General features: G+C 68.5%; 24 protein-coding genes and 1 pseudogene. All 25 read left to right on the top strand.

The window, feature by feature from the left end:
- The first annotated feature begins 10 nt into the window (after positions 1-10).
- The 25 genes and pseudogenes from CCZ27_RS18560 to CCZ27_RS18440 all read left to right on the top strand — a co-directional run bounded on the left by CCZ27_RS18560 (position 11) and on the right by CCZ27_RS18440 (position 22978).
- A complete protein-coding gene (locus CCZ27_RS18560; RefSeq protein ID WP_096450708.1) occupies positions 11-1126 on the top strand; it encodes a DUF6094 domain-containing protein in 1116 nt (371 codons plus the stop codon).
- 112 nt (positions 1127-1238) lie between these two features.
- Positions 1239-1544 (top strand): hypothetical protein, encoded by a 306-nt coding sequence (locus CCZ27_RS18555; protein WP_096450706.1) that lies wholly within the window; start codon positions 1239-1241, stop codon positions 1542-1544.
- 102 nt (positions 1545-1646) lie between these two features.
- Positions 1647-3928, top strand: a pseudogene (locus CCZ27_RS18550) (helicase-related protein).
- Positions 3929-4091: 163 nt separating this feature from the next.
- Positions 4092-4694: a PFGI-1 class ICE element type IV pilus protein PilL2 gene (gene pilL2 / locus CCZ27_RS18545; protein ID WP_096450704.1), complete on the top strand. Its 603-nt coding sequence runs from the start codon at positions 4092-4094 to the stop codon at positions 4692-4694.
- A complete protein-coding gene (locus tag CCZ27_RS18540) occupies positions 4691-5335 on the top strand; it encodes a hypothetical protein (protein ID WP_096450702.1) in 645 nt (214 codons plus the stop codon). Before pilL2 ends, CCZ27_RS18540 begins: the two co-directional genes overlap by 4 nt.
- Before the next feature lie 9 nt (positions 5336-5344).
- Positions 5345-6067, top strand: coding sequence for a TIGR03759 family integrating conjugative element protein (locus tag CCZ27_RS18535; protein WP_096450700.1), 723 nt, complete (start codon positions 5345-5347; stop codon positions 6065-6067).
- Between the two features lie 23 nt (positions 6068-6090).
- On the top strand, positions 6091-6636 hold the full coding sequence (locus CCZ27_RS18530; RefSeq protein ID WP_503660835.1) for a lysozyme family protein: 546 nt from the start codon (positions 6091-6093) through the stop codon (positions 6634-6636).
- Positions 6633-7187 carry an integrating conjugative element protein gene (locus tag CCZ27_RS18525; RefSeq protein ID WP_096450696.1) on the top strand — a complete coding sequence of 185 codons (555 nt, stop codon included), beginning with the start codon at positions 6633-6635 and terminating at the stop codon, positions 7185-7187. Before CCZ27_RS18530 ends, CCZ27_RS18525 begins: the two co-directional genes overlap by 4 nt.
- Positions 7188-7207: 20 nt before the next feature.
- A complete protein-coding gene (traD, locus tag CCZ27_RS18520; RefSeq protein ID WP_096450694.1) occupies positions 7208-9367 on the top strand; it encodes a type IV conjugative transfer system coupling protein TraD in 2160 nt (719 codons plus the stop codon).
- Positions 9364-10113, top strand: a complete 750-nt coding sequence (locus CCZ27_RS18515; protein WP_096450692.1) for a TIGR03747 family integrating conjugative element membrane protein — start codon at positions 9364-9366, stop codon at positions 10111-10113. The genes traD and CCZ27_RS18515 overlap by 4 nt, the downstream gene beginning before the upstream one ends.
- Positions 10114-10226: 113 nt before the next feature.
- Positions 10227-10637 carry an integrative conjugative element protein, RAQPRD family gene (locus tag CCZ27_RS18510; RefSeq protein WP_096450690.1) on the top strand — a complete coding sequence of 137 codons (411 nt, stop codon included), beginning with the start codon at positions 10227-10229 and terminating at the stop codon, positions 10635-10637.
- Entirely contained in the window at positions 10634-10873 is a 240-nt protein-coding gene (locus tag CCZ27_RS18505) for a TIGR03758 family integrating conjugative element protein (protein ID WP_096450688.1), read from the top strand. The genes CCZ27_RS18510 and CCZ27_RS18505 overlap by 4 nt, the downstream gene beginning before the upstream one ends.
- A gap of 21 nt (positions 10874-10894) precedes the next feature.
- Entirely contained in the window at positions 10895-11272 is a 378-nt protein-coding gene (locus CCZ27_RS18500) for a TIGR03745 family integrating conjugative element membrane protein (RefSeq protein WP_096450686.1), read from the top strand.
- A 12-nt stretch (positions 11273-11284) separates the two neighbouring features.
- Positions 11285-11713 carry a TIGR03750 family conjugal transfer protein gene (locus tag CCZ27_RS18495; protein WP_096450684.1) on the top strand — a complete coding sequence of 143 codons (429 nt, stop codon included), beginning with the start codon at positions 11285-11287 and terminating at the stop codon, positions 11711-11713.
- Complete coding sequence (locus tag CCZ27_RS18490; protein WP_096450682.1) at positions 11710-12402, top strand: PFL_4703 family integrating conjugative element protein; 693 nt, start codon at positions 11710-11712, stop codon at positions 12400-12402. Before CCZ27_RS18495 ends, CCZ27_RS18490 begins: the two co-directional genes overlap by 4 nt.
- Complete coding sequence (locus CCZ27_RS18485; RefSeq protein WP_267966273.1) at positions 12399-13328, top strand: TIGR03749 family integrating conjugative element protein; 930 nt, start codon at positions 12399-12401, stop codon at positions 13326-13328. The genes CCZ27_RS18490 and CCZ27_RS18485 overlap by 4 nt, the downstream gene beginning before the upstream one ends.
- A complete protein-coding gene (locus CCZ27_RS18480; RefSeq protein WP_096450680.1) occupies positions 13318-14790 on the top strand; it encodes a TIGR03752 family integrating conjugative element protein in 1473 nt (490 codons plus the stop codon). The genes CCZ27_RS18485 and CCZ27_RS18480 overlap by 11 nt, the downstream gene beginning before the upstream one ends.
- On the top strand, positions 14771-15217 hold the full coding sequence (locus CCZ27_RS18475; RefSeq protein WP_096450678.1) for a TIGR03751 family conjugal transfer lipoprotein: 447 nt from the start codon (positions 14771-14773) through the stop codon (positions 15215-15217). The genes CCZ27_RS18480 and CCZ27_RS18475 overlap by 20 nt, the downstream gene beginning before the upstream one ends.
- The gene (locus CCZ27_RS18470; protein WP_096450676.1) at positions 15217-18111 is read left to right on the top strand and encodes a conjugative transfer ATPase; all 2895 of its coding nucleotides are present in this window, start codon (positions 15217-15219) and stop codon (positions 18109-18111) included. The genes CCZ27_RS18475 and CCZ27_RS18470 overlap by 1 nt, the downstream gene beginning before the upstream one ends.
- Before the next feature lie 12 nt (positions 18112-18123).
- Positions 18124-18879, top strand: a complete 756-nt coding sequence (locus CCZ27_RS18465; protein WP_096450674.1) for a DsbA family protein — start codon at positions 18124-18126, stop codon at positions 18877-18879.
- A gap of 194 nt (positions 18880-19073) precedes the next feature.
- The gene (locus CCZ27_RS18460; RefSeq protein WP_096450672.1) at positions 19074-19661 is read left to right on the top strand and encodes a hypothetical protein; all 588 of its coding nucleotides are present in this window, start codon (positions 19074-19076) and stop codon (positions 19659-19661) included.
- Positions 19662-19803: 142 nt separating this feature from the next.
- The gene (locus CCZ27_RS18455) at positions 19804-20250 is read left to right on the top strand and encodes a TIGR03757 family integrating conjugative element protein (RefSeq protein WP_096450670.1); all 447 of its coding nucleotides are present in this window, start codon (positions 19804-19806) and stop codon (positions 20248-20250) included.
- Positions 20247-21197: a TIGR03756 family integrating conjugative element protein gene (locus CCZ27_RS18450; protein WP_096450668.1), complete on the top strand. Its 951-nt coding sequence runs from the start codon at positions 20247-20249 to the stop codon at positions 21195-21197. The genes CCZ27_RS18455 and CCZ27_RS18450 overlap by 4 nt, the downstream gene beginning before the upstream one ends.
- A gap of 9 nt (positions 21198-21206) precedes the next feature.
- Positions 21207-22619 carry an integrating conjugative element protein gene (locus CCZ27_RS18445; RefSeq protein ID WP_198363181.1) on the top strand — a complete coding sequence of 471 codons (1413 nt, stop codon included), beginning with the start codon at positions 21207-21209 and terminating at the stop codon, positions 22617-22619.
- Positions 22619-22978 carry a hypothetical protein gene (locus CCZ27_RS18440; RefSeq protein ID WP_096450666.1) on the top strand — a complete coding sequence of 120 codons (360 nt, stop codon included), beginning with the start codon at positions 22619-22621 and terminating at the stop codon, positions 22976-22978. Before CCZ27_RS18445 ends, CCZ27_RS18440 begins: the two co-directional genes overlap by 1 nt.
- The last annotated feature ends 9 nt before the right edge of the window (positions 22979-22987 follow it).

Raw genomic sequence — 22987 nt, 5'->3', positions numbered from 1 at the left:
GGAGATTCCCATGGCCCTCATGTTCCCGCGGCTCGCCCGCAACTTCATCAAGAACGGGTACTTCCCCACGGATGAACCCACGCTCGAAAGAGCACTCGCCGCACTGGCGCCCGCCGAGGCCTCGGCCGGACCGCTGTGCATCCTCGATCCCTGCGCCGGCGAAGGCGTGGCGATCGCCGAAGCCGCGCACGCCCTCGGGCGCGAGCGGGTCCAGGCCTTCGCCGTCGAGTACGAGGCCGAGCGTGCACGCCACGCCCGGCAGTTGGTCGATCGCTGCATCCACGGCGACCTGATGGACACGCTGATCAGCCGGCAGAGTTTCGGCCTGCTGTGGCTCAACCCGCCGTATGGCGACCTGTCCAAGGATGCCAACGGCAACGTCGGCTACCAGAGCCAGGGCCGCGCCAGGCTGGAAAAGCTGTTCTATCAGAAGGCGCTGCCGCTGCTGCAATACGGCGGCGTGCTGATCTACATCGTGCCGCACTATGTGCTCGATGCCGAGCTGGTCGGATGGCTGACCCGGCACTTCGCCGAGCTGCGCATCTACCGCGCGGTGGACGCGCAGTTCAGGCAAATCGTGATCTTCGGTCGCAAGGTTCGCCAGCGTGACCAGGTATCGGATTCGTGCAAGGCCACGCGCGCGCTGCTGTTGCAGATCGGGCAAGGCGACGCCGAAGCGGAGGAACTGCCGGTTGAATGGCCGTTCCTGCCGTACACGGTGCCTGCCACGGCCGAGCCGGAGCACTTCTACCGCGTGACGATGGAGCCCGAGCAGTTCGCCGATGAAGTCGGCCGGCTGCAAGGACTCTGGCCGACGCTCGACACGCACCTTGGCGCCGCGCAGCAGTCGCTGCGGTCCCCGGCGCGAGGGTTATCGCATTGGCATCTCGCCTTAGCGCTCGCCGCGGGTGCGATTTCCGGCGTGGTGAAGTCTAAGACGGGCCGCGTGCTCGTCGTCAAGGGCGACACGCACAAGGAGAAGACCTTGCAGACGGAGTACACCGAGCGCGACGACGGCACCGTGGCCGAGACGCGCATCCTGACCGACAAGTTCGTGCCGGTCATCCGCGCCTGGGACATGACGCCGGGCTCGTCGACGTGTGGCGAGGTGCTGACCATCCGCTGATCGCTGTTCCCTGACGGTTCGCCGTCGCTTCATCCACCAACTCATCCACCCAACGGGGCCATGTCACCCCGCCGGGTGCCGTGGCCCCTCTTTCATCCGAAGGAGAAACACCATGGCATTCGCAGTTCTCAACGTGGCGTTGCAAGCACGCTTTGCCCCCGGTCACCTTGTCATGACCTGCGGCATTGACGCGCTGGTCCGGCAGGGCCGGCTCAACCCGACCCCGTACCTCTGCCGCCATCTCAGCGGCGATTGGGGCGACCTCGACGACAGCGACCGGCGGCAGAACGATGCCGCGTTGCGCTCCGGCGAGGATCGGCTGTTCTCGTCCTACCAGGTCGCGCCCGACCTGAAGCTTTGGATCATCACCGAATGGGATCGCAGCGTGACCACGCTGCTGTTGCCCAGCGAATACTGATCTTCATCTACCGCGGCCACGCGCCGTTCTTCTCTTCCCACCACGGGGCATGCAATCGCCCCGCAGGGGAGGTGCATGCCCCATTTCATTTGGAGCATCACCATGTCCCTCGATACCGACGTTGTTTCCGCCGCCGATGGCACGCCCGTCCAGGGCGATCTGCTCGAAGCGGCTGCTTCTCCCCTGGCGATGAGCCTCCAGGATTTCGTTGCCGAATTCGGCGACGAGCTGCTGGACTCGCTCAACCGCGCCAACCCCCCGTCTACGCCGGCCAGGCCCGGCCGCATCGCCAGCTCGTGCTGGCCAGTCTCAAGCGCAAGCTGTTCGGCGCGCAAGCCGAGGTGGTGCATGCCGTCACCGAGCTGCTGGCCGACCGCGGCGAACGCGCCGCGATCGTCAATGGCGAAATGGGCTGCGGCAAGACCACCGTTGGCATTGCCACGGCGGCCGTGCTGCACGCCGAAGGCTACCGTCGCACGCTGGTCCTCTCACCGCCCCACCTGGTCTACAAGTGGCGCCGGGAAATCCAGGAGACGGTGGCCGGTGCCAAGGTCTGGGTGCTCAATGGCCCGGACACGCTGGTCAAGCTCATCAAGCTGCGCGAGCAGTTGGGCGTGCCGGTACGCGGCCAGGAGTTCTACGTGCTCGGGCGCGTGCGCATGCGCATGGGGTTCCACTGGAAGCCCGTCTTCAACGTGCGGCGCACGCGGCACGGCGAAGTGGGCGCATGCCCGGACTGCGGCCAGGTCATCACCAACCTCGACGGCGAGCCGATCAACCCGGTCGAACTCGAAGCCGAGGACTACCGCCGCCGGTGCAGCCATTGCGCCGCACCACTGTGGACGCTGATGCGACCGCGGAGCCTGTCCGCCAGCGACCAGTCCACGGCCGTCTTCAAAGCCTTGCAGCGCATCCCGACCATCGGGGAAGTCACCGCGCAGAAGCTGATGAAGAAGTTCGGCGACGGCTTCCTGGCCTCGATGCTGGGCGACAACATCCACGAGTTCATCAACCTCATGGATGCCAAGGGCGAGCTGGTCTTCTCGGATCGTCAGGCGCACCGCATGGAGCGGGCGATGGCGAACATGGAGTTCGGCTTCGGCGAAGGCGGCTACCAGCCGTCCGAATTCGTCAAACGCTACCTGCCGCAAGGCACGTTCGATTTGCTCATCGCCGACGAGGCGCACGAGTACAAGAACGGCGGCTCCGCACAGGGCCAAGCGATGGGGGTTTTGGCGGCCAAGGCACGCAAGACGCTGCTGCTCACCGGCACGCTGATGGGCGGCTACGGCGACGACCTGTTCCACCTGCTGTTCCGAGCCCTGCCGGGGCGAATGATCGAAGACGGCTACCGCCCGACCAAGAGCGGCAGCATGACCTCGGCCGCGATGGCGTTCATGCGCGATCACGGCATCCTCAAGGACATCTATTCCGAGAGCACGGGCACGGCGCACAAGACGGCCAAGGGCACCAAGGTTTCGGTGCGCACGGTCAAGGCGCCGGGCTTCGGCCCGAAGGGCGTGCTGCGTTGCGTCCTGCCGTTCACGGTATTCCTCAAGCTCAAGGACATTGGCGGCAACGTGCTGCCGTCCTACGACGAGGAGTTCCGCGAGGTGGCGATGGACACGGCGCAAGCCGCGGCCTATCGCGATCTGTCGTTTCGTCTGACCTCGGCGCTGAAACAGGCGCTGGCCAAGCGCGACACGACGCTGCTCGGCGTGGTCCTCAACGTGCTGCTGGCCTGGCCGGATTGCTGCTTCCGGTCGGAGACGGTGGTGCACCCTCGCACGCGCCAGACCTTGGCCTTCGTCCCGGCTCAGTTCAACGAGCTGGAGGTGATGCCCAAGGAGCGCGAGCTGATCGAGATCTGCAAGCAGGAGAAGGCTGCGGGTCGCAAGACGCTGGTCTACTCGGTCTACACCGGAACGCGCGACACCACGTCGCGTTTGAAGGTGCTGCTGGAGCAGGAGGGCTTCAAGGTGGCGGTGTTGCGCGCGAGCGTAGACGCCAGCCGTCGCGAAGACTGGATCGCCGAGCAGTTGGACCGTGGCATCGACGTGCTCGTCACGAACCCGGAGCTGGTCAAGACGGGTCTCGATCTGTTGGAGTTTCCGACGATCGTGTTCATGCAGTCGGGCTACAACGTCTACAGCCTGCAGCAGGCGGCCCGGCGCTCATGGCGCATCGGCCAGAAGCTGCCGGTTCGCGTGATCTACCTCGGCTATGCGGCTTCCTCGCAGATGACCTGCCTGGGGCTGATGGCGCGAAAGATCATGGTCTCGCAGAGCACGTCGGGAGACGTGCCCGAGTCGGGACTGGATGTGCTGAACCAGGACGGTGATTCCGTCGAGGTGGCACTGGCCCGGCAACTCGTCGCGGCCTGATCCCACCCACCCACGCCGGCTGCCCTTCGGGGCGCCGGCTTCTTTTTTGTTCTGCACATCGACGGCAGGCCATGAAGTCGGGCGCATGCCAGTTCCCTTTGTTTGCTGCCCCAACGCCCTGCGGCGGCGATGGTGAGGGCTCCGTGTTCCAGGGAACTGCCCCATGCAACCACTCACCTGCGTCGTTCATCGCCTGGCTGCGCCTGCCTTGCTGGTTGGCTGCGTGCTCATCACCGGCTGCGCCGCCACGGGCACGGCGAGCACCCCGACTGCCCCTGACTCGATTCCCGAGCCTGCGGTGTTGGTCAGGACCATCGCCCCGGAGCCCGAGCCGAGCCTGATCCCGGTGGCCCGTTATGGGCGCTACACGCTGGTCGAGATGGTGCCGGAACCGGCGCAGCGCGACCTGCTGCGGCAGGTGATCGAGATTTCGATTCCGCCGACCTTGGACGCGAGCGTCGGCGATGCCCTGCGGCACGTGCTGCTGCGCACCGGCTACCGCCTTTGCGATGCGCCGGACGCCGCTTCGCTGTTCACGCTGCCGCTGCCGGCGGCGCACCTGCGGCTCGGGCCACTGCCGCTGCGCGATGCCCTGCTGGCGCTGGCCGGTCCGGCCTGGGATCTGTCCGTCGATGACGCTGCGCGCGCGGTGTGCTTCGCGCGCCTGACGACTGCGCGTGCGCCGGGCGCCAGCCCCATTCCTGCGGCTGCCGCATCGAGCGCGCCGGCCGCCGAACCCCACGTGCCCCAGGAGGCCCAGCCATGACCATCCCGCAGCTTCCCGACGAGAACGCCGGCCGCGCGCGCTGGTTGAACATCGCAGCGACCGCGTGGCTGCTGCTCGTGAGCATCCTCGCGGTCGTCAGCAGCGTGGGCCTGTCGCGCCTGAGCGAGCAGAGCCAGGCCAGCGCCCAGGATGCGCACGTGCAGGCGCTCAACACGCGCGTCGCCGAACTCGAACAGCAGGCGGCGGCCTCGAAGAACCAGCCCAAGCCTGTCACCCAGCCCGACTTCGAGGCCGCGCACAAGGCGCTGGACGAGCGCCTGACGCAGGTCGAGCAGGCCCAGGCCGCAGACGCCCATACCGGCGACTTGCAGGCGCTGCAGGCGCGCATGGGCGACCTCGAAGCGCGCATGAAGCGAACCGCCGCGCCTGCCGCGGCACCCCGGCGCACCGCCGAGCCGGCCAATCCCAAGGTGCCCGAACCGCCGTTCAACGTCGTGGGCGTGGAGCTGCGCGGCGGCGAGCGCTTCCTGTCGGTGGCGGCGCCCAAGGCCTCGTCGGTGCTGGACGTGTGGCTGCTGCGCGAAGGCGATGCCGTAGGCGCGTGGCATCTGCTGGCGATCGAGGCGCGCGCCGCCGTATTCCGCGTGGACGGCCAGACCCAGCGCCTTGCGCTGCCATAGGAGCCGGCCATGAAGCACGCCGCGATCTGCTTCGCCGCCATCCTCGCCGCTGTCGCAGGCACGGCCTCGGCGCAGTCGGCGCCGGTCGCGTCCTCTCGCACCGTTCCCGCCCAGGTGCAGAACAGCAGCGACGCTGCGCTGGACGAGCGCCTGGCACGCGATTGGGGCCTGCGCCCCGAGGAGTGGGCGCGCTACCGCCAACTGATGCAGGGGCCGCTGGGCATCTATTCCCCGAACCTCGATCCGCTGACGGCGCTGGGCATCGAGGCGCGCAGCGACGAGGAACGCAACCGCTATGCAGAGCTGCAGGTGCAGGCGGAATCGAAGCGCGTGGGCAAGACGCTGGCGTACCAGCGGGCCTACGACGCGGCGTGGAAGCGGCTCTATCCGGGACAGCAGCGCGTGAACATGCCCGGCGCGAAGGTGCCGGGCGCCGGCAACCGGGGCTCGGGCCGGCTGGCGGTTTTCGTGAAGGCCGAGTGCCCGCCGTGCGAGCAGCGCGTGCGCCAGTTGCAGGCGGCCGGCACCGCCTTCGACCTCTACATGGTCGGCAGCCGCCAGGAGGACGCCCGCATCCGCCAGTGGGCGACGCAGGCCGGCATCGACGCCGGCCGCGTGCGCTCCCGCACCATCACGCTCAACCATGACGCCGGGCGCTGGCTGTCGCTCGGCCTGCCCGGCGATCTGCCCGCTGTGGTGCGCGAGGTCAACGGCCAATGGCAGCGGCAGTAACCCGCCGTGCAGGCTGCGCGGCCTTGGTCCTCGGCCTTTGCGCCCATGCCGCCATCGTCTTCGGCCAGGAGGTGCCGCCACCCGCCTACCAGCTCGCCGCTCAGCAGGCGGGCGTGCCGTCGCCGGTGCTGTATGCGGTGGCGCTGCAGGAGAGCGGCGCCCGGCTGCGCGGCCGGTTGATCCCGTGGCCGTGGACGCTCAACGTCGCCGGCCGCGCCGAACGCTACGCCACGCGGGCCGAGGCCTGCGCAGGCATCCGCCGGGCGCTCGCCCGCACGCCGGCCAACCGCATCGACGCCGGCCTCGGCCAGGTCAACCTCGGCTACCACGCGCACCGCTACGCGCATCCCTGCGAGCTGCTGGACCCATACCGCAACCTCGCCATCGCCGCGGAAATCCTGCAGGAGCAGCACACGCCGGGCGAGGACTGGCTGGTCGCCATTGGCCGCTACCACCGCCCCGCGGGCGGCGAGCCCGCCGCCCGCTACCGCCGCAGCGTCCACCAGCACCTGACCCGCGTGCTCGGGCCGGGCGCCTCACTTCCCTCTGCCCGGAGCCCCATGCCATGAACCGCATCCTCGTTGCCGCGACTGCGGCGCTGCTGGCCACCACCGCCGACGCGCAGGACCGCGGCCCTCTCAGCAAGAACAGCTCCCCGCCGCTGATCGTGGTCGAGGACAAGGGCGGCACCTCGGTGCTGCCGTACTACCGCGCCTTGAACCCGCAGGATGCGCAGCCCGGTCAGCCAGCCACGCCGCAATCCAAGCCGCGCATTGGCGGCCCGGCCGAAGCCGAGGCGGCCATGCTGCCGGTGCGCTCGATGCGGCTAACACCCGGCGACGAGCCGCGCCGCGTGATCCGCGCACCGGGCCTGACGCCGCTGTTCCTGGTCGGCGACGACGACCGCTCGCGCGCCTGGCTCAAACAGCGGGGCAAGGACTTGCAGGCGCTGCGCGCCGTGGGCCTGGTGGTCAACGTTGCGACGCCCGAAGCCCTGGCCGCACTGCGCCGCCTGGTACCGGGCTTGATGCTCTCGCCGGCCTCGGGCGACGAGCTGGCGCAGCGCTTGGGGCTCAAGCACTACCCGGTGCTGATCACCGCCTCCGGCATCGAGCCCTGACGTGACGTGAAGCACCCGCCATGGCCCAGTCCCAAGCCGTCGAAGTCTTGCTGCGGCCAGCGGTGGAGCTATACACCGTCGCGGTCTGTGCGGGCGCCGCGCTTCTGTGCCTGGTGGCCCCGTGGTCGCTCGCGCTGAGCCCCTTGCTCGGCCTGGGCAGCGCGCTCGCTTTCCTCACCTTCGGCACGCTGCGTTTTCACGATGCTTGGGCCATCCTGCGCTACCGGCGCAACATCCGCCGCCTGCCGCGCTACGTGATGACCAGCCGCGACGTGCCGGTGAGCCAGCAGCGGTTGTTTGTCGGCCGGGGCTTCCGCTGGGATCAGCGACACACGCACCGGCTCATGCAGACCTACCGGCCGGAGTTCCGCCGCTACGTCGAGCCGACGACGATCTACCGGATGGCGCGGCGCATGGAAGAGCGCCTGGAGTTCGCGCCGTACCCGCTGTCGAAGATGGCGAAGGCCCTGGCCTGGGACAACCCGCTCAACCCGGCGCGTCCGCTGCCGCCGGTGGGCGGTATGCCGCGGCTGCACGGTATCGAACCGCACGAGGTCGACGTCACGCTGCCATTGGCCGAGCGCGTCAGCCACAGCCTGGTGTTAGGTACGACCCGCGTCGGCAAGACCCGCCTGGCCGAGCTGTTCATCACCCAGGACATCCGGCGCAAGGTCAACGGACAGCACGAGGTCGTGATCGTCTTCGACCCGAAGGGCGATGCCGACTTGCTCAAGCGCATGTACGTGGAAGCCAAGCGCGCCGGGCGCGAAGGCGAGTTCTATGTCTTTCACCTGGGCTGGCCGGACATCTCCGCGCGCTACAACGCGGTGGGCCGCTTCGGACGCATCTCGGAAGTCGCCACGCGCATCGCGGGCCAGCTTTCCGGTGAAGGCAACAGCGCGGCGTTCCGCGAGTTCGCCTGGCGCTTCGTCAACATCATCGCGCGGGCCTTGGTCGAGCTGGGGCAGCGGCCCGACTACCTGCTGATCCAGCGCCATGTCATCAACATCGATGCGCTGTTCATCGAGTACGCCCAGCACTACTTCGCCCGGAACGAGCCCAAGGCCTGGGAGGTCATCGTCCAGCTCGAAGCCAAGCTGAACGACAAGAACATCCCGCGCAACATGATCGGCCGCGAGAAGCGCGTCGTCGCGCTGGAACAGTACCTCTCGCAGGTGCGCATCTACGACCCGGTGCTCGACGGCCTGCGCAGCGCGGTGCGCTACGACCGGACGTACTTCGACAAGATCGTCGCGTCGCTGTTGCCTCTGCTGGAGAAATTGACCACCGGCAAGATCGCCCAGTTGCTGGCGCCGAACTATTCGGACCTCTCCGACCCGCGGCCGATCTTCGACTGGATGCAGATCATCCGAAAGCGGGCCGTGGTCTACGTCGGCCTCGATGCGCTGTCGGACGCGGAAGTCGCGGCGGCAGTCGGCAACTCGATGTTCAGCGATCTCGTCTCGGTCGCCGGCCACATCTACAAGTTCGGCATCGACGACGGCCTGCCGGGTGCCGCGACGGGCGTGAAGGTGCCGATCAACGTGCACGCCGACGAGTTCAACGAACTCATGGGCGATGAGTTTATTCCGATGGTCAACAAGGGTGGCGGTGCCGGCGTGCAGGTCACGGCCTACACGCAGACCCTCTCGGACATCGAGGCGCGCATCGGCAACCGCGCGAAGGCGGGTCAGGTCGTCGGCAACTTCAACAACCTGTTCATGCTGCGCGTGCGCGAGACCGCCACGGCCGAACTGCTGACGCGCCAACTGCCCAAGGTCGAGGTCTACACGACGACGGTGATGAGCGGCGCCACCGACAGCTCCGACCCGACCGGCAACACCGCGTTCACGTCGAACACGCAGGACCGCATCAGCAGCAACAGCGTGCCATTGATCGAACCAGCGCACGTGGTCGGCCTGCCCAAGGGCCAATGCTTCGCGCTGATCGAGGGCGGGCACCTGTGGAAGGTGCGCATGCCCTTGCCGGCACCCGATCCCGACGAGGCCATGCCCAAGGATCTGCAGGAGCTGGCCGGCTATATGCGGCGGCACTACGTCGAGGCCGGCGACTGGTGGGACAACAAGGGGCTTCCCGGTCTGCAGGACCAGGCACTGCCCGACGATCTGCTCGCCGACTTCAAGCAGATGGCGAGCGCGGATGAAGAGGCCACGGCATGAGCGATCCCGCCGTCGCCGTCCAGCGCCAACAGATTCGCCAGCAGGGCCTGATCGCGGGGCTGGTGACGCTGCCGTTCCGGCTGTTCGGTGTGTTGATCGGCTCGCTGCTGCTGTGCATCGTGATCGAGTGCATCGGCATGCACTTCCTCTGGCCCGAGCAGGGCTGGCGCCATGCGCAGGGCATGTTGAACTACGAACTGTCGCAGCTCTCGGAGCATTTCACGCAAAGCGTGCTGGTGCAGGAGCCGGGGCGTAGTGCGCGCCAGCTTGTCGAGTGGGCCTACCAGGGCTTGTTCGTGAAGACGGGCCTGCTGGACTGGATACGCGACGCCGCGGCGCAATCACGCGCCGGTGCCAAGAGCCAGGCGCAGGACTTCCGCTACTACATCGGGCAGCTCTACGCGCATGTCGAGAGCTACGTCATCGCCTCGGCCTACACGGTGCTGGTGTTCCTCGTGCGGCTGCTGGTACTGATCCTGACCTTGCCGCTGTTCCTGATGGCGGCCTTCACCGGCCTGGTGGATGGCCTGGTGCGCCGTGACGTGCGCGGCTTCGGCGCCGGGCGCGAATCGGGCTTCGTCTACCACCGGGCGAGGGCCAGCCTGATGCCGCTGGCGGTGCTGCCCTGGGTCACGTACCTGGCGCTGCCGGTCAGCGTGCATCCGCTGCTGATCCTGCTGCCAAGCGCCGCGCTGCTCGGCGTCGCGGTCTGCATCGCGTCGGCGACGTTCAAGAAGTACCTGTAGCCGCATCGGCCGCCGTCGCGGAAAGCGGTGGCGGGCCGGTTCCGATTGATTGCGGCACCGGAAGACCGGCCGTTTGAGCATCAAGCCATCCGCATCCCTCGGAGAACGGCTCGATGGAAACCACTCGCAATCCCGCGCAGGTTCGGCGCTTTGCCGTCGCGGCACCCTGGACCGTGCGTCTTGTCGCGCTTCTGCTTGCCGCTGCCGGATTGCAGCCCGCCATCGCCGCCGATGCCTCCGACAACGCCGCGGAGCGCGAGATGCTCGCCGCGGTGACGCGCCAGCTCGACCTACTGGACCGCCTCGCCGAGCGAGCCGCCGCCACCGCGCCGCAGGAGCGCACCCGCTACCACTTTGACTACGCGCGGCTGCGTGCTGATCTGGAGCGCGTGCGCACCGGCGTGCACGACTACCTCGTTCCGCAACGCGCCCAGCCGCGCGATCCTGTGCCGCTGCTGGCCGGCGACTACACGCGCAGCAATGCAACCACCGCGACGCCTGCCAAGGAGGCGCCGTCGCCATGACGCCTTCCGCCGATCAGGTCGCCGCCTTCACGGCCAATGGCGGTTTCGCGCCCGGGGCCGTCTCCACCGTCGTGCTCGGTTTCGTCTTCGCCGTCCTGCTGCTGTGGGGCGTGTGGGCGATGCGCACCGCCTATGTCGGCTGGGCCGAACACCACCTGACCCAACGCCAGTTCCTCGGCGTCATCGTGCGCTTCGTCGCGATGTACCTGGTGCTGGGCTTTTTCCTCCTGTCCTGACCCCATGAAAGGTACTTCGCCATGAACGCTCCCGCTACTTCTCGCCGCCCCACGTCGCGGCCCGCCGCGCGCCTCGCTGCGCTGCTGATCCCGCTGGGCATCGCCGCCACGCCGCTGCCGTCGTTCGCCGACCTTCCCACACTGGAAGACCCGTCGCGCGGCACTGGCAGCGGCATCATGCAGACGCTGCAGAACTACGGCTATGACATCGTGCTGCTGGTGGCGTTGCTCGTGGTCGCTTCGATGTTCGTCGGCGTCTGCTACCACGCCTACACGCGCTACGCCGAAATCCACACCGGCCGCGCGACCTGGGGCCAGTTCGGCTTGACCGTAGCGGTGGGCGCGATCCTGCTGGTCGTCGGCATCTGGCTGCTGACCAAGGCCACCGGCGTCCTGTAAGGCCCGGCAACGATGGCCGGCTCCCTGGAGAGTCCGTCGCGCGACGGGCTCGTGACCTTCCTGCCGCACCGCCTCAACCGCCATCCGGTGGTCGTGCGTGGGCTCACGGCCGACGAGCTGTGGGTCTGCGCCGGCCTGTCCGGCACGGCCGGCCTCGTGGTCGGCGTGCCGCTGGCCTGGCTGACGCACAGCATCGCGATGGTGCCCACGCTGATCGTCGCCGGCATCGGCATCGGCGTCTTCGTGGGCGGCGGCCTGCTGCGGCGGTGGAAACGCGGCCGGCCCGACACCTGGCTGTACCGCCAGCTCCAGTGGCGCCTCGCGCTGTGCTACCCCGTGCTGACCGCGCATACGGGCGGGAGCCAGCTCATCACCCGTTCGGGCTGGTGGTCCACGCGGCGCCTGCGGCCTGACCCGTCCCTGCGTCGAGGTAGACCATGAGCCGATTCAAGAACGAGGTCGCGCACCTGCAGGCGCACGTGAAGACCTTGCGCCTGGCCGGCGCTGCGCTTTTCATCGTAGCGCTGCTGCTTGGCTTCGGCTGGTGGAGCGCGCCCAAGAGCCTGACCATCCACGTGCCGCCCGACCTGCGCTCGGGCAGCACGCGCAAGTGGTGGGACGTTCCGCCCGAGAGCGTCTACGCCTTCACCTTCTACATCTGGCAGCAAGCCCAACGTTGGCCGACCAACGGCGAGCAGGACTACCCGCGCAACCTGCATGCGCTGTCGGCGTACTTCACGCCGAGCTGCCGCGCCTTCCTGCAACAAGACTACGAATTCCGGCGCAGCAATGGCGAGTTGCGTCAGCGCGTGCGCGGCATCTACGAGATTCCGGGTCGCGGTTACGGCGACGACTCGGCCATGCGCGTGCGCACTGTGTCGGCCAACAACTGGATCGTCACGCTCGACGTGAGCGCCGACGAGTACCTGGGTGCCGAGCAGGTCAAGCGCGCGCTCGTGCGCTACGCGCTCAAGGTCGTGCGCATGGACGTGGACCCCGAGCGCAACCCCTTTGGCCTGGCGCTGGACTGCCATGCGCGCGCGCCGGAGCGCATCGAAACCCCGCCGCCTGCGGCGCCGCCCGGCCGGGCCGCGAGCGCTGGCTCCAACCTGCAGGGAGACACCCCATGAAGTCCCTCGTGAAGCGTTCATCTGCGGCGGCCCTGGCCGGCCTGCTGCTGTGCCTGGCTTTCGTGCCTGCAGTCCATGCCGTCGAAATCCTGCGCTGGGAGCGCCTGCCGCTGGCGGTGCCGCTCGTCGTCGCCCAGGAGCGCGTGGTGTTCGTCGAGCGCAACGTGCGCATCGGCGTTCCACCCACCGTTGGCGAACAGTTGCGCGTGCAGAGCGCCGGGGGCGCGATCTACCTGCGCGCCAATGCGCCGATCCCGCCCACGCGGCTGCAATTGCAGGACGTGGAATCGGGCGCGCTGATCCTGCTGGACATCGCGGCCGAGCCGGCGAAGGCGGGCCAACCCGCGCTCGAACCCGTGCGCATCGTGGAAGGCGACGTGCCGGCCACGCGCTACGGCGAGCCGGCCAGGCCTGGGGCGACGGCGGACGACGATGCTGAACGCACGGCACCTGCTGCGAAGCGCGCTACGCCGGTGGCGGTCGTGCTCACGCGCTATGCGGCGCAGAACCTCTATGCGCCGCTGCGCACCGTGGAGCCCGTGCCTGGCATCGGCCGCGTCAACCTGCGGCGCGGCCTGGAGCTGTCCACCTTGGTGCCGACGCTGCCGGTGCGTGCGCAGGCGCTGGCCGCCTGGCGGCTCGAAGACCAGTGGGTGACGGCGGTGAAGCTCACCAACGCCTCCGGGCGCTGGCTCGACCTCGATCCCCGCGCGCTGCAGGGCGACTTTCTCGCCGCGACCTTCCAGCACCCGAACCTGGCGCCGGCCGGCCGCGCCGCCGACACCACGGTGGTCTACCTCGTTACCCGTGGCCACGGCCTGGCCGAGTCGCTGCTGCCCAAGCTCTCACCGATCGACGCGACGGTGAACCTGCCGCCGGCTGCGGCGGCCGGCCAGGCCGAAGGAGGTGCCCGCCATGAAAAGTAATCCCCTCCTGAAGTGGCTGCTGATCCCGATGGCGCTGGTGCTGCTGTTCGTCGGCATCAAGATGTTCTCCGGGGATCGCGGCGCCAAGCCCGTTCCGGCCGGCAGCGCCAACCCACTCACGCCCGAAGAGATGAAGGCGCTGGGCATCGAGGGCGACACGCCGCGCGATACCGTCGCGACGCTGGTGGCCCAGGTCAAGCAGTTGCGCAATGAGCTGCAGACGGCGCTCAACGACAACAAGAACCAGAAGAGCGAGAACGAGCGCATGCGCGCGCGGGAGAGCGCCATCGACCAGCGCATCCAGTCCGCGCTCGAAGGCGAGCGCGGCCGCCTGCAGCAGGACCGCGAGCAGTTGGCCGGCGACCGCCAGCAGACCCAGGGCCTGTTGCAAGACCTGCAGCGGCGCCTGGATGGGCTTTCCGGCAAGGGCGGCCAGGCCGACCTGCCGGTGGGGCTGGGCCTGGAGGATGGCGACGGCAAGGGCTTCGGCGGCACCCAGGGCGGCGCCGCGCGCAGCGCCAGCGGCACGCGCTGGGTGGAACCGGACGACGCGAAGCCCTCGGCGAAGAACGGCAGCGGCGGCGCCCTGAACTTCCCGACCAGCTTCGGGCCGGCGCAGAAGACGCTTTCCGACACGGCCGACAACGTGGCCAGCACCGTGGCGGACGCCGGCAGCCGCGCGGTGGGCGCGTCGGCCAAGCCGGTCTACACGGTGCCGTCGAACTCGACGCTGATGGGCTCGATCGCGATGACCGCGCTGATCGGCCGCGTGCCGATCGACGGCACGGTCAACGACCCGTACCCGTTCAAGGTGCTGATCGGCCCGGACAACCTGACCGCCAACGGCATCGACATCCCCGACGTGGCGGGCGCGGTGGTCAGCGGCACGGCCTCGGGCGACTGGACACTTTCCTGCGTGCGCGGACAGATTCGCTCTGTCACGTTCGTCTTCAACGACGGCACGGTGCGCACCATTCCGGAGGACGGCAACCGCAACCAGAATGGCGGCGGTGGCTCGGGCGGCAACGCGAACAGCATCACGCACGGCGGCCTGGGCTGGATCAGCGATCCTTACGGCATCCCCTGCGTCAGCGGCGAACGGCGCAGCAACGCGCAGCAGTACCTGGGCTCGCAGGCCCTCATCACCGCGGCCGGTGCCGGCGCAGCCTCCCTCATCAAGTCGGACAACGGCAGCGTGGCCGTGGTCGCCAACAGCAACGGCTCGCTCGGCACCGTGGGCATCAGCGGCAACGAGGCGATGGGCCGCATCCTGGCCGGTGGCGTGCGCGACATGGCCGATTGGGTCAACAAGCTGTATGGGCAGGCCTTCGCCGCGGTCTACGTGCGCCCCGGCGCCAAGGTCGCCGTGCACCTGGAGCAGCCGCTCAACATCGACTACGACGCCAAGGGGCGCCGGGTCAATCACCGCATCGGAGGCAAGCATGCGTCGGATTTGGATTGAATCGGCCGCGATCCTGTGCGCGGCCGTGGTGCTGGGTGGCTGCGCCACCAGCAAGGACAAGCTGCTGCCGCACGGCGATCACACCATGCTCGATGTGTGGAACCAGGAGACGGGCGGCAGCGCCGGTGGCGCTGCGGGTGGCGGACAGGCTGCACGGCAACTGCTCGATGCACGCCAGGGCCTGCGCCGGCCGCTGACGGAGGCCGACGTGCAGGCAGCACCTGCCGCCGCAGCAGCCTACACGCGCACCGCGGCCAACGAGATCTACCGCCAGTTCCACCGGCTGCCGAACCCCGACCTGGTGATGTACGTGTTTCCGCACCTGGCCGGCAGCGATCCGGTGCCGGTGCCCGGCTACACCACCGTCTTTCCCCTGTATCAGCGCGTGCAGTACGCGATGCCCGGCGAACGCCTGGAGGACTACTGATGGCCTGGCCCTTGCCCTGGCCGCGCAAGGCCCTGACGTCTGCTGGTCCCGACCTGGATGCCGATGACGCCTGGTCGCAGCATGTCACGATGATGGCGTCGCACGGCATCCCCGAGCCGGGCATCGCAGCGGACGACCGGCCGCGCCGACCGGCCACCGAGGCGGACCTGCAAGCGCTCTACGGCGTGGCGCCGTCCTTCGCCGACCTGCTGCCTTGGGTGGAGTACCTGCCGGATTCCAAGAGCATGCTGCTGGAAGACGGCCAATCGGTGGCTGGCTTCTTCGAGCTGGCGCCGGTGGGCACCGAGGGCCGCGAGATGGCCTGGCTGTGGCAGGCGCGCGATGCGTTGGAGAACGCGCTGCAGGACTCCTTCGACGAACTCGACGAGAACCCCTGGGTGGTGCAGCTCTACGCCCAGGACGAATCGACCTGGGACAACTACCTGCGCGGGTTGGCCGACTACGTGCGGCCGCGCGCGCAGGGCAGCACCTTCACAGAGTTCTACGTGAGGTTCTTCGCACACCACCTGCGCGCCATCGCCAAGCCCGGGGGCCTGTTCGAGGACACGACCGTGACGCGCCTGCCGTGGCGCGGCCAGGTGCGGCGCGTGCGCATGGTGGTCTACCGGCGTGCTAACACGGCGACCGCATCGCGGCGCGGCCAGTCGCCCGAGCAGGCGCTGACGACGATCTGCGACCGGCTGGTGGGCGGCCTCGCCAACGCAGGCGTGAAATCCCGGCGCATGGAGGCGGCCGACATCCACGACTGGCTGCTGCGCTGGTTCAACCCGCATCCGACGCTGCTCGGCCCCAGCGCCGACGACCGCGAGCGCTTCTATGCGCTCACGCGCTATCCCGAGCAAGCCGAAGACGGAGAGATCGAATTGGCCAGTGACGACTTCGGACAGCGCCTGTTCTTCGGCCAGCCGCGCTCGGACGTGGCGAACGGTACGTGGCTGTTCGATGGCCTGCCGCACCGGGTCATCGTGATGGACCGGCTGCGCATGCCGCCAGCGACCGGCCACGTCACCGGCGAAACCCGCAAGGGCGGCGATGCGGTCAATGCGCTGTTCGACCAGATGCCCGAGGACACGGTGATGTGCCTGACGGTCGTCGCGGCGCCGCAGGACGTGCTCGAAGCTCACCTGAACCACCTGAGCAAGAAGTCGGTCGGCGAGACGCTGGCCTCGGAGCAGACGCGCCGCGACGTGCAGGAAGCGCGCGGGCTGATCGGCAGCGCGCACAAACTGTACCGCGGCGCGCTCGCCTTCTACCTGCGCGGGCGCGACCTGGCGCAGCTCGACGCCCGCGGCCTGCAACTGATCAACGTCATGCTCAACGCCGGCCTGCAGCCGGTGCGCGAGGAAGACGAGGTGGCGCCGCTGAACAGCTACCTGCGCTGGCTCCCGTGCGTGTTCGATCCGGCGCTGGACAAGCGCCAGTGGTACACGCAACTGATGTTCGCGCAGCACGCTGCGAACCTTGCGCCGGTGTGGGGCCGCAGCCAGGGCACGGGGCATCCGGGCATCACGTTCTTCAACCGCGGCGGCGGGCCGATCACCTTCGATCCCTTGAACCGGCTCGACCGCCAGATGAACGCGCACCTGTTCCTGTTCGGGCCGACCGGCTCTGGCAAGTCGGCAACGCTCAACAACATCTTGAACCAGGTCACGGCCATCTATCGGCCGAGGCTGTTCATCGTGGAGGCTGGCAACAGCTTCGGTCTGTTCGGCGACTTCGCCACGCGGCTCGGCCTCAAGGTGCATCGCGTGAAGCTCGCTCCCGGCGCCGGCGTCAGCCTCGCGCCGTTCGCGGATGCCCACCGATTGGTCGACACGCCCAGCCAGGTGCAGACGCTGGACGCCGATGCGCTGGACGAGGACCAGGAGCCTGTCGCGCAGGCGGTAAGCCGCAGCGAGGAGGTGGACGAGCAGCGCGACGTGCTCGGCGAGCTGGAGATCACCGCGCGGCTGATGATCACCGGCGGCGAGGACAAGGAAGAAGCGCGCATGACGCGCGCCGACCGCAGCCTGATCCGCCAGTGCATCCTCGATGCGGCCCAGCTTTGCGTGGCCGACCGGCGCACGGTGCTCACGCGCGACGTGCGCGACGCGCTGCGCGAGCGCGCCCGCGATACCTCGCTGCCGGAGGTGCGCCGCGCACGGCTGTTGGAGATGGCGGACGCGATGGATATGTTTTGCCAGGGCGTGGACGGCGAGATGTTCGACCGGTCCGGCACGCCCTGGCCCGAGGCCGACATCACCATCGTGGACCTCGCCACGTTCGCGCGCGAGGGCTACAACGCCCAGCTCTCGATCTCGTACATCAGCCTCATCAACACGGTGAACAACATCGCCGAGCGCGACCAGTTCCTGGGCCGGCCGATCATCAACGTGACGGATGAAGGCCACATCATCACCAAGAACCCACTGCTCGCGCCCTATGTCGTGAAGATCACGAAGATGTGGCGCAAGCTCGGCGCCTGGTACTGGCTGGCGACGCAGAACATCGACGACCTACCGAAGGCGGCCGAGCCCATGTTGAACATGATCGAATGGTGGATCTGCCTGTCGATGCCGCCCGACGAGGTGGAGAAGATTGCGCGCTTCCGCGAGCTGAACCCGGCGCAGAAGGCGCTGATGCTCTCCGCGCGCAAGGAGGCCGGCAAGTTCACTGAGGGCGTGATTCTCTCCAAGAGCATGGAAGTGCTGTTCCGTGCGGTGCCTCCCAGCCTCTACCTGGCGCTGGCTCAGACCGAGCCCGAGGAGAAGGCGGAACGCTTCCAGTTGATGCAGCAGCACGGCATCGGCGAGCTGGATGCGGCCTTCAAGATCGCCGAGAAGATCGACCGTGCTCGCGGCATCGAATCGCTGGCGATCGGTGCACTGGCTTGAGGGGAGAACACCATGCGGATCGCTCGCTTCATTCCATCCCGCCCGGTCGCACTGGTCGCCGTGCTGCTCGTCGTCGCGCTGATCGCAGCGGTCTGGCTAGGCATGCAGCCACAGGCGCCGATCGCTGAAGACGTTTCCACGTCGGCCGACTTCAAACCGGCGCCCGCGCCGGCATCCGCCACCACCACCGGCCCGCCGTGGCGCTACGGGCGCGACGATGCGCGCTTCACGGTGGTGGAGTACGCCGACCTCGAATGTCCGTTCTGCCGCGCCTACTTCGCGGTGCTCAAACAGTGGATCGATGCTCACCCCGAGGTGAACTGGCAGTGGCAGCACCTGCCGCTGACCACGCATGAGCCTGCGGCGACTGCCAATGCGCGCCTGGTCGAGTGTGTCGGCGAGGCCGGCGGCCCGGCCGCTTTCTGGCACGCCGTGGAGTGGGTCTACGCGCATACCCGCGGCGACGGCCAGGGCCTGCCCGAGGGCCTGGGCTATCCCGGCATCACGCCCGCCGCCCAGCAATGCCTCGACAGCGACCGTCCCGATGCGCTGATCCGCGCGCAGTCGGCGATCGCCGCGCAGGAGGGCATCAAGGTCACGCCCACGCTGCGCCTGCGGGACCGCCATTCCGGAAAGACGCTGTTGCTGCATGGCCCGGTGGAAGGCGATGCGCTGCTGTCGGCCATCGACCTGCTGGCGGCCGGCGGCACCACCGAGACCGCATCGAAGGAAATGCCTGCCGAGTCCCTCGGCGACATGCCCAGGTAGCCCCGATCTTCAAGGCTACGCCGCGGCCCCCGGCCGCGCTGATCGACCCCGTTCGCTTCGCATCCCTCGACGCGAACAGCCGCCGCGCTGCGGTGGCGGATGCCTGTTCTTCCTTCGCTTGTTGTTTATCCCACGCGGGTCGCCCACGCCCGCAGGGGCGGCATGGCGCTTCCGCACCTTCTTTGGAGACTGCCATGCAACCCAAGATCCATGTTGTTGATGGTGTGACCTTCGTGGCCACGCCTTACCGCGCCGGAACCTTCATCCGCGAGGATGTGTTCTGGCGCCAGTTCACGATCACCTGCCAAGGCTACATCGAGTACCCCGAGGATGATCCCGTTTTCGGGACCTGGTGGACACCTCACATCCTTGAGCTGGGCCAACACGGCCTGATCGAGGAGGCCCTGGCCCTCGCAGCGGACGAACTGTCAAAAGACGAGTTCGATCTGAGATCGGAGATCGAGGCGCTGGACTTTAGGCCGGAGCTGGTCCTGATCCGCGATTCGCTCGATCGGCTGGTTGTCTCCAGCGAGGTGCAGTGCGGCAGCCGCATCCGCTGGTGCGAACCCACCGCCTCAGATGCGGAAGCCGCCGACGTCGCGAAGCAGGTTGATGACCTGCGCGGCGAGGCTTCCTACGAAGCTGGCTGGGACAACCACAGCACGGCCGAGCGCCTGCGCCTGCGTGCCCGCGTGCTCGCCGGCCGGCTGGTCGATCCATTCTGGCAGGCCCATGCCCGCCGCGCCGTTCAAGCCTCGGCGGCCACGGCTGCGGTCGCCTGATCCACACGGGAGCTTCGGCTCCCGTTCTTCTTCCTTGAGGCGCTGGCGAAAGCGGGGTGTGCGCGGTGCGCATTCCTTGTCGCAGCGGACATGCCTTCGGCGTTCGACTAGGGACCTTGCTCTCATTCCCAGGACGCCCGCCATGACGGCTCCCTTGTTCAATTCCATCCCGCGGCTGCGGGCCACGCGCATCGCGTGCGCGGGAGGGCTGCTGCTTGCCCTGTGTGGCCAGGTCGCTTCTGCCGCCGACGTGCTGGTCGTGACCGACAGCAGCCATCCGGTGCAATCCACGTCCGGCGCCCGCGTGGTCGAGCTGGACCTGCCCGAGCGCATCGAGGCCGAGCTGGCGGCCGGTCTGCCCAACGATCCCAGCCGCGCCGCTGCCCTCGTGCAGCAGCGCTTGCGCGATGGCGGCCAGGCCTTGCAGCGCCGGATCGGCACCGCCTACCAAGGTGTGGCCGATGCCTGGGGCCTGGGCATCGCCAAGGTGCCCGCCGTCGTGGTCGATCGCCGGTATGTGGTTTACGGCGAGCCCGACGTGGCGCGCGCCGTGGCCCGCATCCAAGCCCATCGGAGGACACAGCCATGAAGCGCCTGCTGTCGGCATCGTCGCGCCGCGCGCGCCTTGCCATCGCTTCGGTGCTGCTGGGCGGCGCGGCATCGAGCTTCGCCCTGAACACCGCCACCATCGTGTCCTCGGCCCTGTCGCCCGACTGCATCGAGTACCGCGTCGTCGGCATCTGCTACTGGCTGTTCTGCACCACGTTCGGCTGCTCGGTACGCACGTCGGTGAAGGTGCGGCACTACGTGCCGGACGCGGTGGTGTCGAGCTACAGCAACACTGGCGAGAACCCCTGGGTCGAGGTGCGCGCGATGAGCACGCCGAATCCCACGGCGCAGGCCGGCGGCGATGGCACGACGAACCACGACAACGAGAACAACCTCGCCAAGTTCAAGAACGCCGATGTCATCGGCCACCCCGGCGGCTACGTGTTCAGCCAGTTCGCGAGTTCCTTCGGCTACTCCTGCGAGGGCGCCGGCACGGCCTTCATGCCGTACCTGCTCAGCACGCTGGACACCATCGCCTGGCGCTACAACATCCCGGAAGCCTTCTACCCCGAAGCGCTCATTCCCGGCCGGCGCGAGATCGGCACGCGCACCGGCCTGAACCTGTGGGGCAACGTGTACGCCCGCGGGGGCTTCCTGCACCAGACCGATGACCACAAGAGCGGCGCCGTGGTCGCGCAACGCGCGGGCGACGTCGTGACGCGGCGCAACCAGATCCACGTGTACCAGCCGCTGCTCGCCGACGCCCGCGACGGCTACTGGCCGGCCGGCGCACTGATGGAGACCGACGCCTCGACGGGCAAGTGGCAACCGCTCACGCCCACGCTCTCGAACAGTTGCGTTGTCTTCCCGCACAGCGGAAGCCTCACGCAGGCGCAGCAGGGCGACTACGCCTGGGCGCTGTGGCGGCCCTATGCCTGCTGCCAGCGCCGCGGCCAGGTTTTCCTCGGCAGCGTCGATTTCAACTGAGGAAAGCCCATGAAAACCCCCGTGCAAACTTTCATCTCCCGTCTCGCGCAACGCGCCAAGCCCTACACACTCAGCATCGCGCTCGCCTGCGCCATCACCGCCGCGGCCGGCGTCGCGTGGGCGCAGACCCGCATCAACCCGACCGGTGTCGGCGTGAGCGGCAGCGTGATCGGCGACGACGTGCTCTACAGCATCGGTGGCGGTCGGGCCGTGTCCATGGGCGGCGCCGGGAACATGCAGAGCATCGGTGTGGGCATTGGTTGGAACAGCAACCTCATTTGCGGCGACATGAGCATCACGACGACGCTGCAGAACCAGTTGAACGGCATCACCAACGGCTTCCAGCAGATCATGAGCAACGTGATCCAGAGCGCGACCAGCGCGGTGGCCTCTCTGCCGGCGCTGATCATCCAGCGCGCCGATCCGGGCCTCTACAACCTGCTGACAAATGGCGTGCTGCAAGCTCGGCTCGACTTCGACCGCAGCAAGCTGACGTGCAAGGCGATGGCCAACCGGATGGCGGACATGGCCGGTGGCCAGGCCGGTTGGGATCAACTCGCCGAAGGCTTCGCGCTGCGCGATGCGGTGAGTAGCACCGATGCGGTGTCCGCCGTCGAGCAGGCCGAATCGAACAAGGGCAACAACGGCGTGCCCTGGGTCGGGGGCAGCAACGCAGGTGGCTCGGGCCAGGGTTCGATCAAGGTGGTCGGCGACGTGACCCGCGCCGGCTACAACCTGCTGAACAGCCGCGGCGTCACGGACACCTCGTCCATCCCGCGCGCGTCCTGCGGCAACCGGCTGACCTGCCAAACCTGGTCCTCGCCGCAGGCCGCCGCGGACTTCGCAACGCGCGTGCTCGGCGAGCGCGAGCAACGCACCTGCGAGACCTGCACGAAGACGCAGACGACGCCCGGCGTCGGCCTGACGCCGGTGATCCAGGAAGAGTACGAGGCCAAGCTGCAGGCGCTGCAGGGCCTTGTGACGGGCTCGACGCCGATGACGGTGGCGAACCTCGAAGCCGCCGGCAGCAACTCGCTGCCGATCACGCGCGGCGTGGTCGAGGCGCTGCGCGACGAGCCCGATCAAGACCTGCTGGGCAAGCGCCTGGCGTCCGAGGCCGCGCTGTCGAGCGTTCTGGAGAAGGCCCTGCTGTTGCAGCGCACGCTACTGACCGGCAAGAAAGAGCCGAACGTCGCCGCCAACGAGCTGGCCGTGAAGGCAGTCGACCGGGAGAACACCACGCTGGAGCAGGAGATCAACAACCTCAAGACCGAACTAGAGCTGCGGCGCACGCTGGCTGGCAATTCGGCGATGGCGATCGTGCAGCGGCACGGCACCCGCGCCGCCGGCTCGCGCGGCATCTTCGAGGGCGACACCACGCGCGACCGGCTCAAGGAAGTGCAGAAGCCGAGGAACAACTGATGGCCGCGCGCGCATGGGCCTGGCTGCGGCCCGCCTGGTTGTTCAACCGGCGCGTAGTCCTCGCGCTGCTGTGGGTGCTGGCGGTCGCCGGCATCGCGGCGGGTGTCAACGTCGTCGGCGTGCATGTCGTCGGCAGCATCGACGGCTGGGAGCGGTGGCTGCGCGAGCACTCGGCCCACTTCCTAGTGTGGCGGCTGCTGCTCTACGCAGCCACGTCCTACGGCTGGTGGTGGATGCGTCGGCGCCTGCGCGAGCGCGAGCCTTCGCCCGAGGCGCACCAGCGCCTGCTGCGCGTCGAGATCGCGGCCGTCGTCACCCTCGTGCTGCTCGAAGGCAGCCAACTGCTGCGCAGCGGCTGAACGACTGAG

It is taken from the genome of Thauera sp. K11 (assembly GCF_002354895.1).
GTDB classification, from domain to species: domain Bacteria; phylum Pseudomonadota; class Gammaproteobacteria; order Burkholderiales; family Rhodocyclaceae; genus Thauera; species Thauera sinica.
The sequence above is the reverse complement of the archived record's forward strand: the minus strand, read 5'-3'. Positions and strand labels throughout refer to the sequence as shown.

Bases quoted from the DNA above. Each gene is read 5' to 3' on its own strand.
- CCZ27_RS18465 (WP_096450674.1), top strand. From the start codon at position 18,124: ATGCGGATCGCTCGCTTCATTCCATCCCGCCCGGTCGCACTGGTCGCC.
- CCZ27_RS18500 (WP_096450686.1), top strand. From the start codon at position 10,895: ATGAACGCTCCCGCTACTTCTCGCCGCCCCACGTCGCGGCCCGCCGCG.
- CCZ27_RS18505 (WP_096450688.1), top strand. From the start codon at position 10,634: ATGACGCCTTCCGCCGATCAGGTCGCCGCCTTCACGGCCAATGGCGGT.
- CCZ27_RS18555 (WP_096450706.1), top strand. From the start codon at position 1,239: ATGGCATTCGCAGTTCTCAACGTGGCGTTGCAAGCACGCTTTGCCCCC.
- CCZ27_RS18480 (WP_096450680.1), top strand. From the start codon at position 13,318: ATGAAAAGTAATCCCCTCCTGAAGTGGCTGCTGATCCCGATGGCGCTG.
- CCZ27_RS18440 (WP_096450666.1), top strand. From the start codon at position 22,619: ATGGCCGCGCGCGCATGGGCCTGGCTGCGGCCCGCCTGGTTGTTCAAC.
- CCZ27_RS18535 (WP_096450700.1), top strand. From the start codon at position 5,345: ATGAAGCACGCCGCGATCTGCTTCGCCGCCATCCTCGCCGCTGTCGCA.
- CCZ27_RS18455 (WP_096450670.1), top strand. From the start codon at position 19,804: ATGACGGCTCCCTTGTTCAATTCCATCCCGCGGCTGCGGGCCACGCGC.
- CCZ27_RS18485 (WP_267966273.1), top strand. From the start codon at position 12,399: ATGAAGTCCCTCGTGAAGCGTTCATCTGCGGCGGCCCTGGCCGGCCTG.
- CCZ27_RS18450 (WP_096450668.1), top strand. From the start codon at position 20,247: ATGAAGCGCCTGCTGTCGGCATCGTCGCGCCGCGCGCGCCTTGCCATC.
- CCZ27_RS18475 (WP_096450678.1), top strand. From the start codon at position 14,771: ATGCGTCGGATTTGGATTGAATCGGCCGCGATCCTGTGCGCGGCCGTG.
- CCZ27_RS18490 (WP_096450682.1), top strand. From the start codon at position 11,710: ATGAGCCGATTCAAGAACGAGGTCGCGCACCTGCAGGCGCACGTGAAG.
- CCZ27_RS18510 (WP_096450690.1), top strand. From the start codon at position 10,227: ATGGAAACCACTCGCAATCCCGCGCAGGTTCGGCGCTTTGCCGTCGCG.
- CCZ27_RS18540 (WP_096450702.1), top strand. From the start codon at position 4,691: ATGACCATCCCGCAGCTTCCCGACGAGAACGCCGGCCGCGCGCGCTGG.
- CCZ27_RS18470 (WP_096450676.1), top strand. From the start codon at position 15,217: ATGGCCTGGCCCTTGCCCTGGCCGCGCAAGGCCCTGACGTCTGCTGGT.
- CCZ27_RS18495 (WP_096450684.1), top strand. From the start codon at position 11,285: ATGGCCGGCTCCCTGGAGAGTCCGTCGCGCGACGGGCTCGTGACCTTC.
- traD (WP_096450694.1), top strand. From the start codon at position 7,208: ATGGCCCAGTCCCAAGCCGTCGAAGTCTTGCTGCGGCCAGCGGTGGAG.
- CCZ27_RS18445 (WP_198363181.1), top strand. From the start codon at position 21,207: ATGAAAACCCCCGTGCAAACTTTCATCTCCCGTCTCGCGCAACGCGCC.
- CCZ27_RS18515 (WP_096450692.1), top strand. From the start codon at position 9,364: ATGAGCGATCCCGCCGTCGCCGTCCAGCGCCAACAGATTCGCCAGCAG.
- CCZ27_RS18525 (WP_096450696.1), top strand. From the start codon at position 6,633: ATGAACCGCATCCTCGTTGCCGCGACTGCGGCGCTGCTGGCCACCACC.
- pilL2 (WP_096450704.1), top strand. From the start codon at position 4,092: ATGCAACCACTCACCTGCGTCGTTCATCGCCTGGCTGCGCCTGCCTTG.
- CCZ27_RS18460 (WP_096450672.1), top strand. From the start codon at position 19,074: ATGCAACCCAAGATCCATGTTGTTGATGGTGTGACCTTCGTGGCCACG.
- CCZ27_RS18560 (WP_096450708.1), top strand. From the start codon at position 11: ATGGCCCTCATGTTCCCGCGGCTCGCCCGCAACTTCATCAAGAACGGG.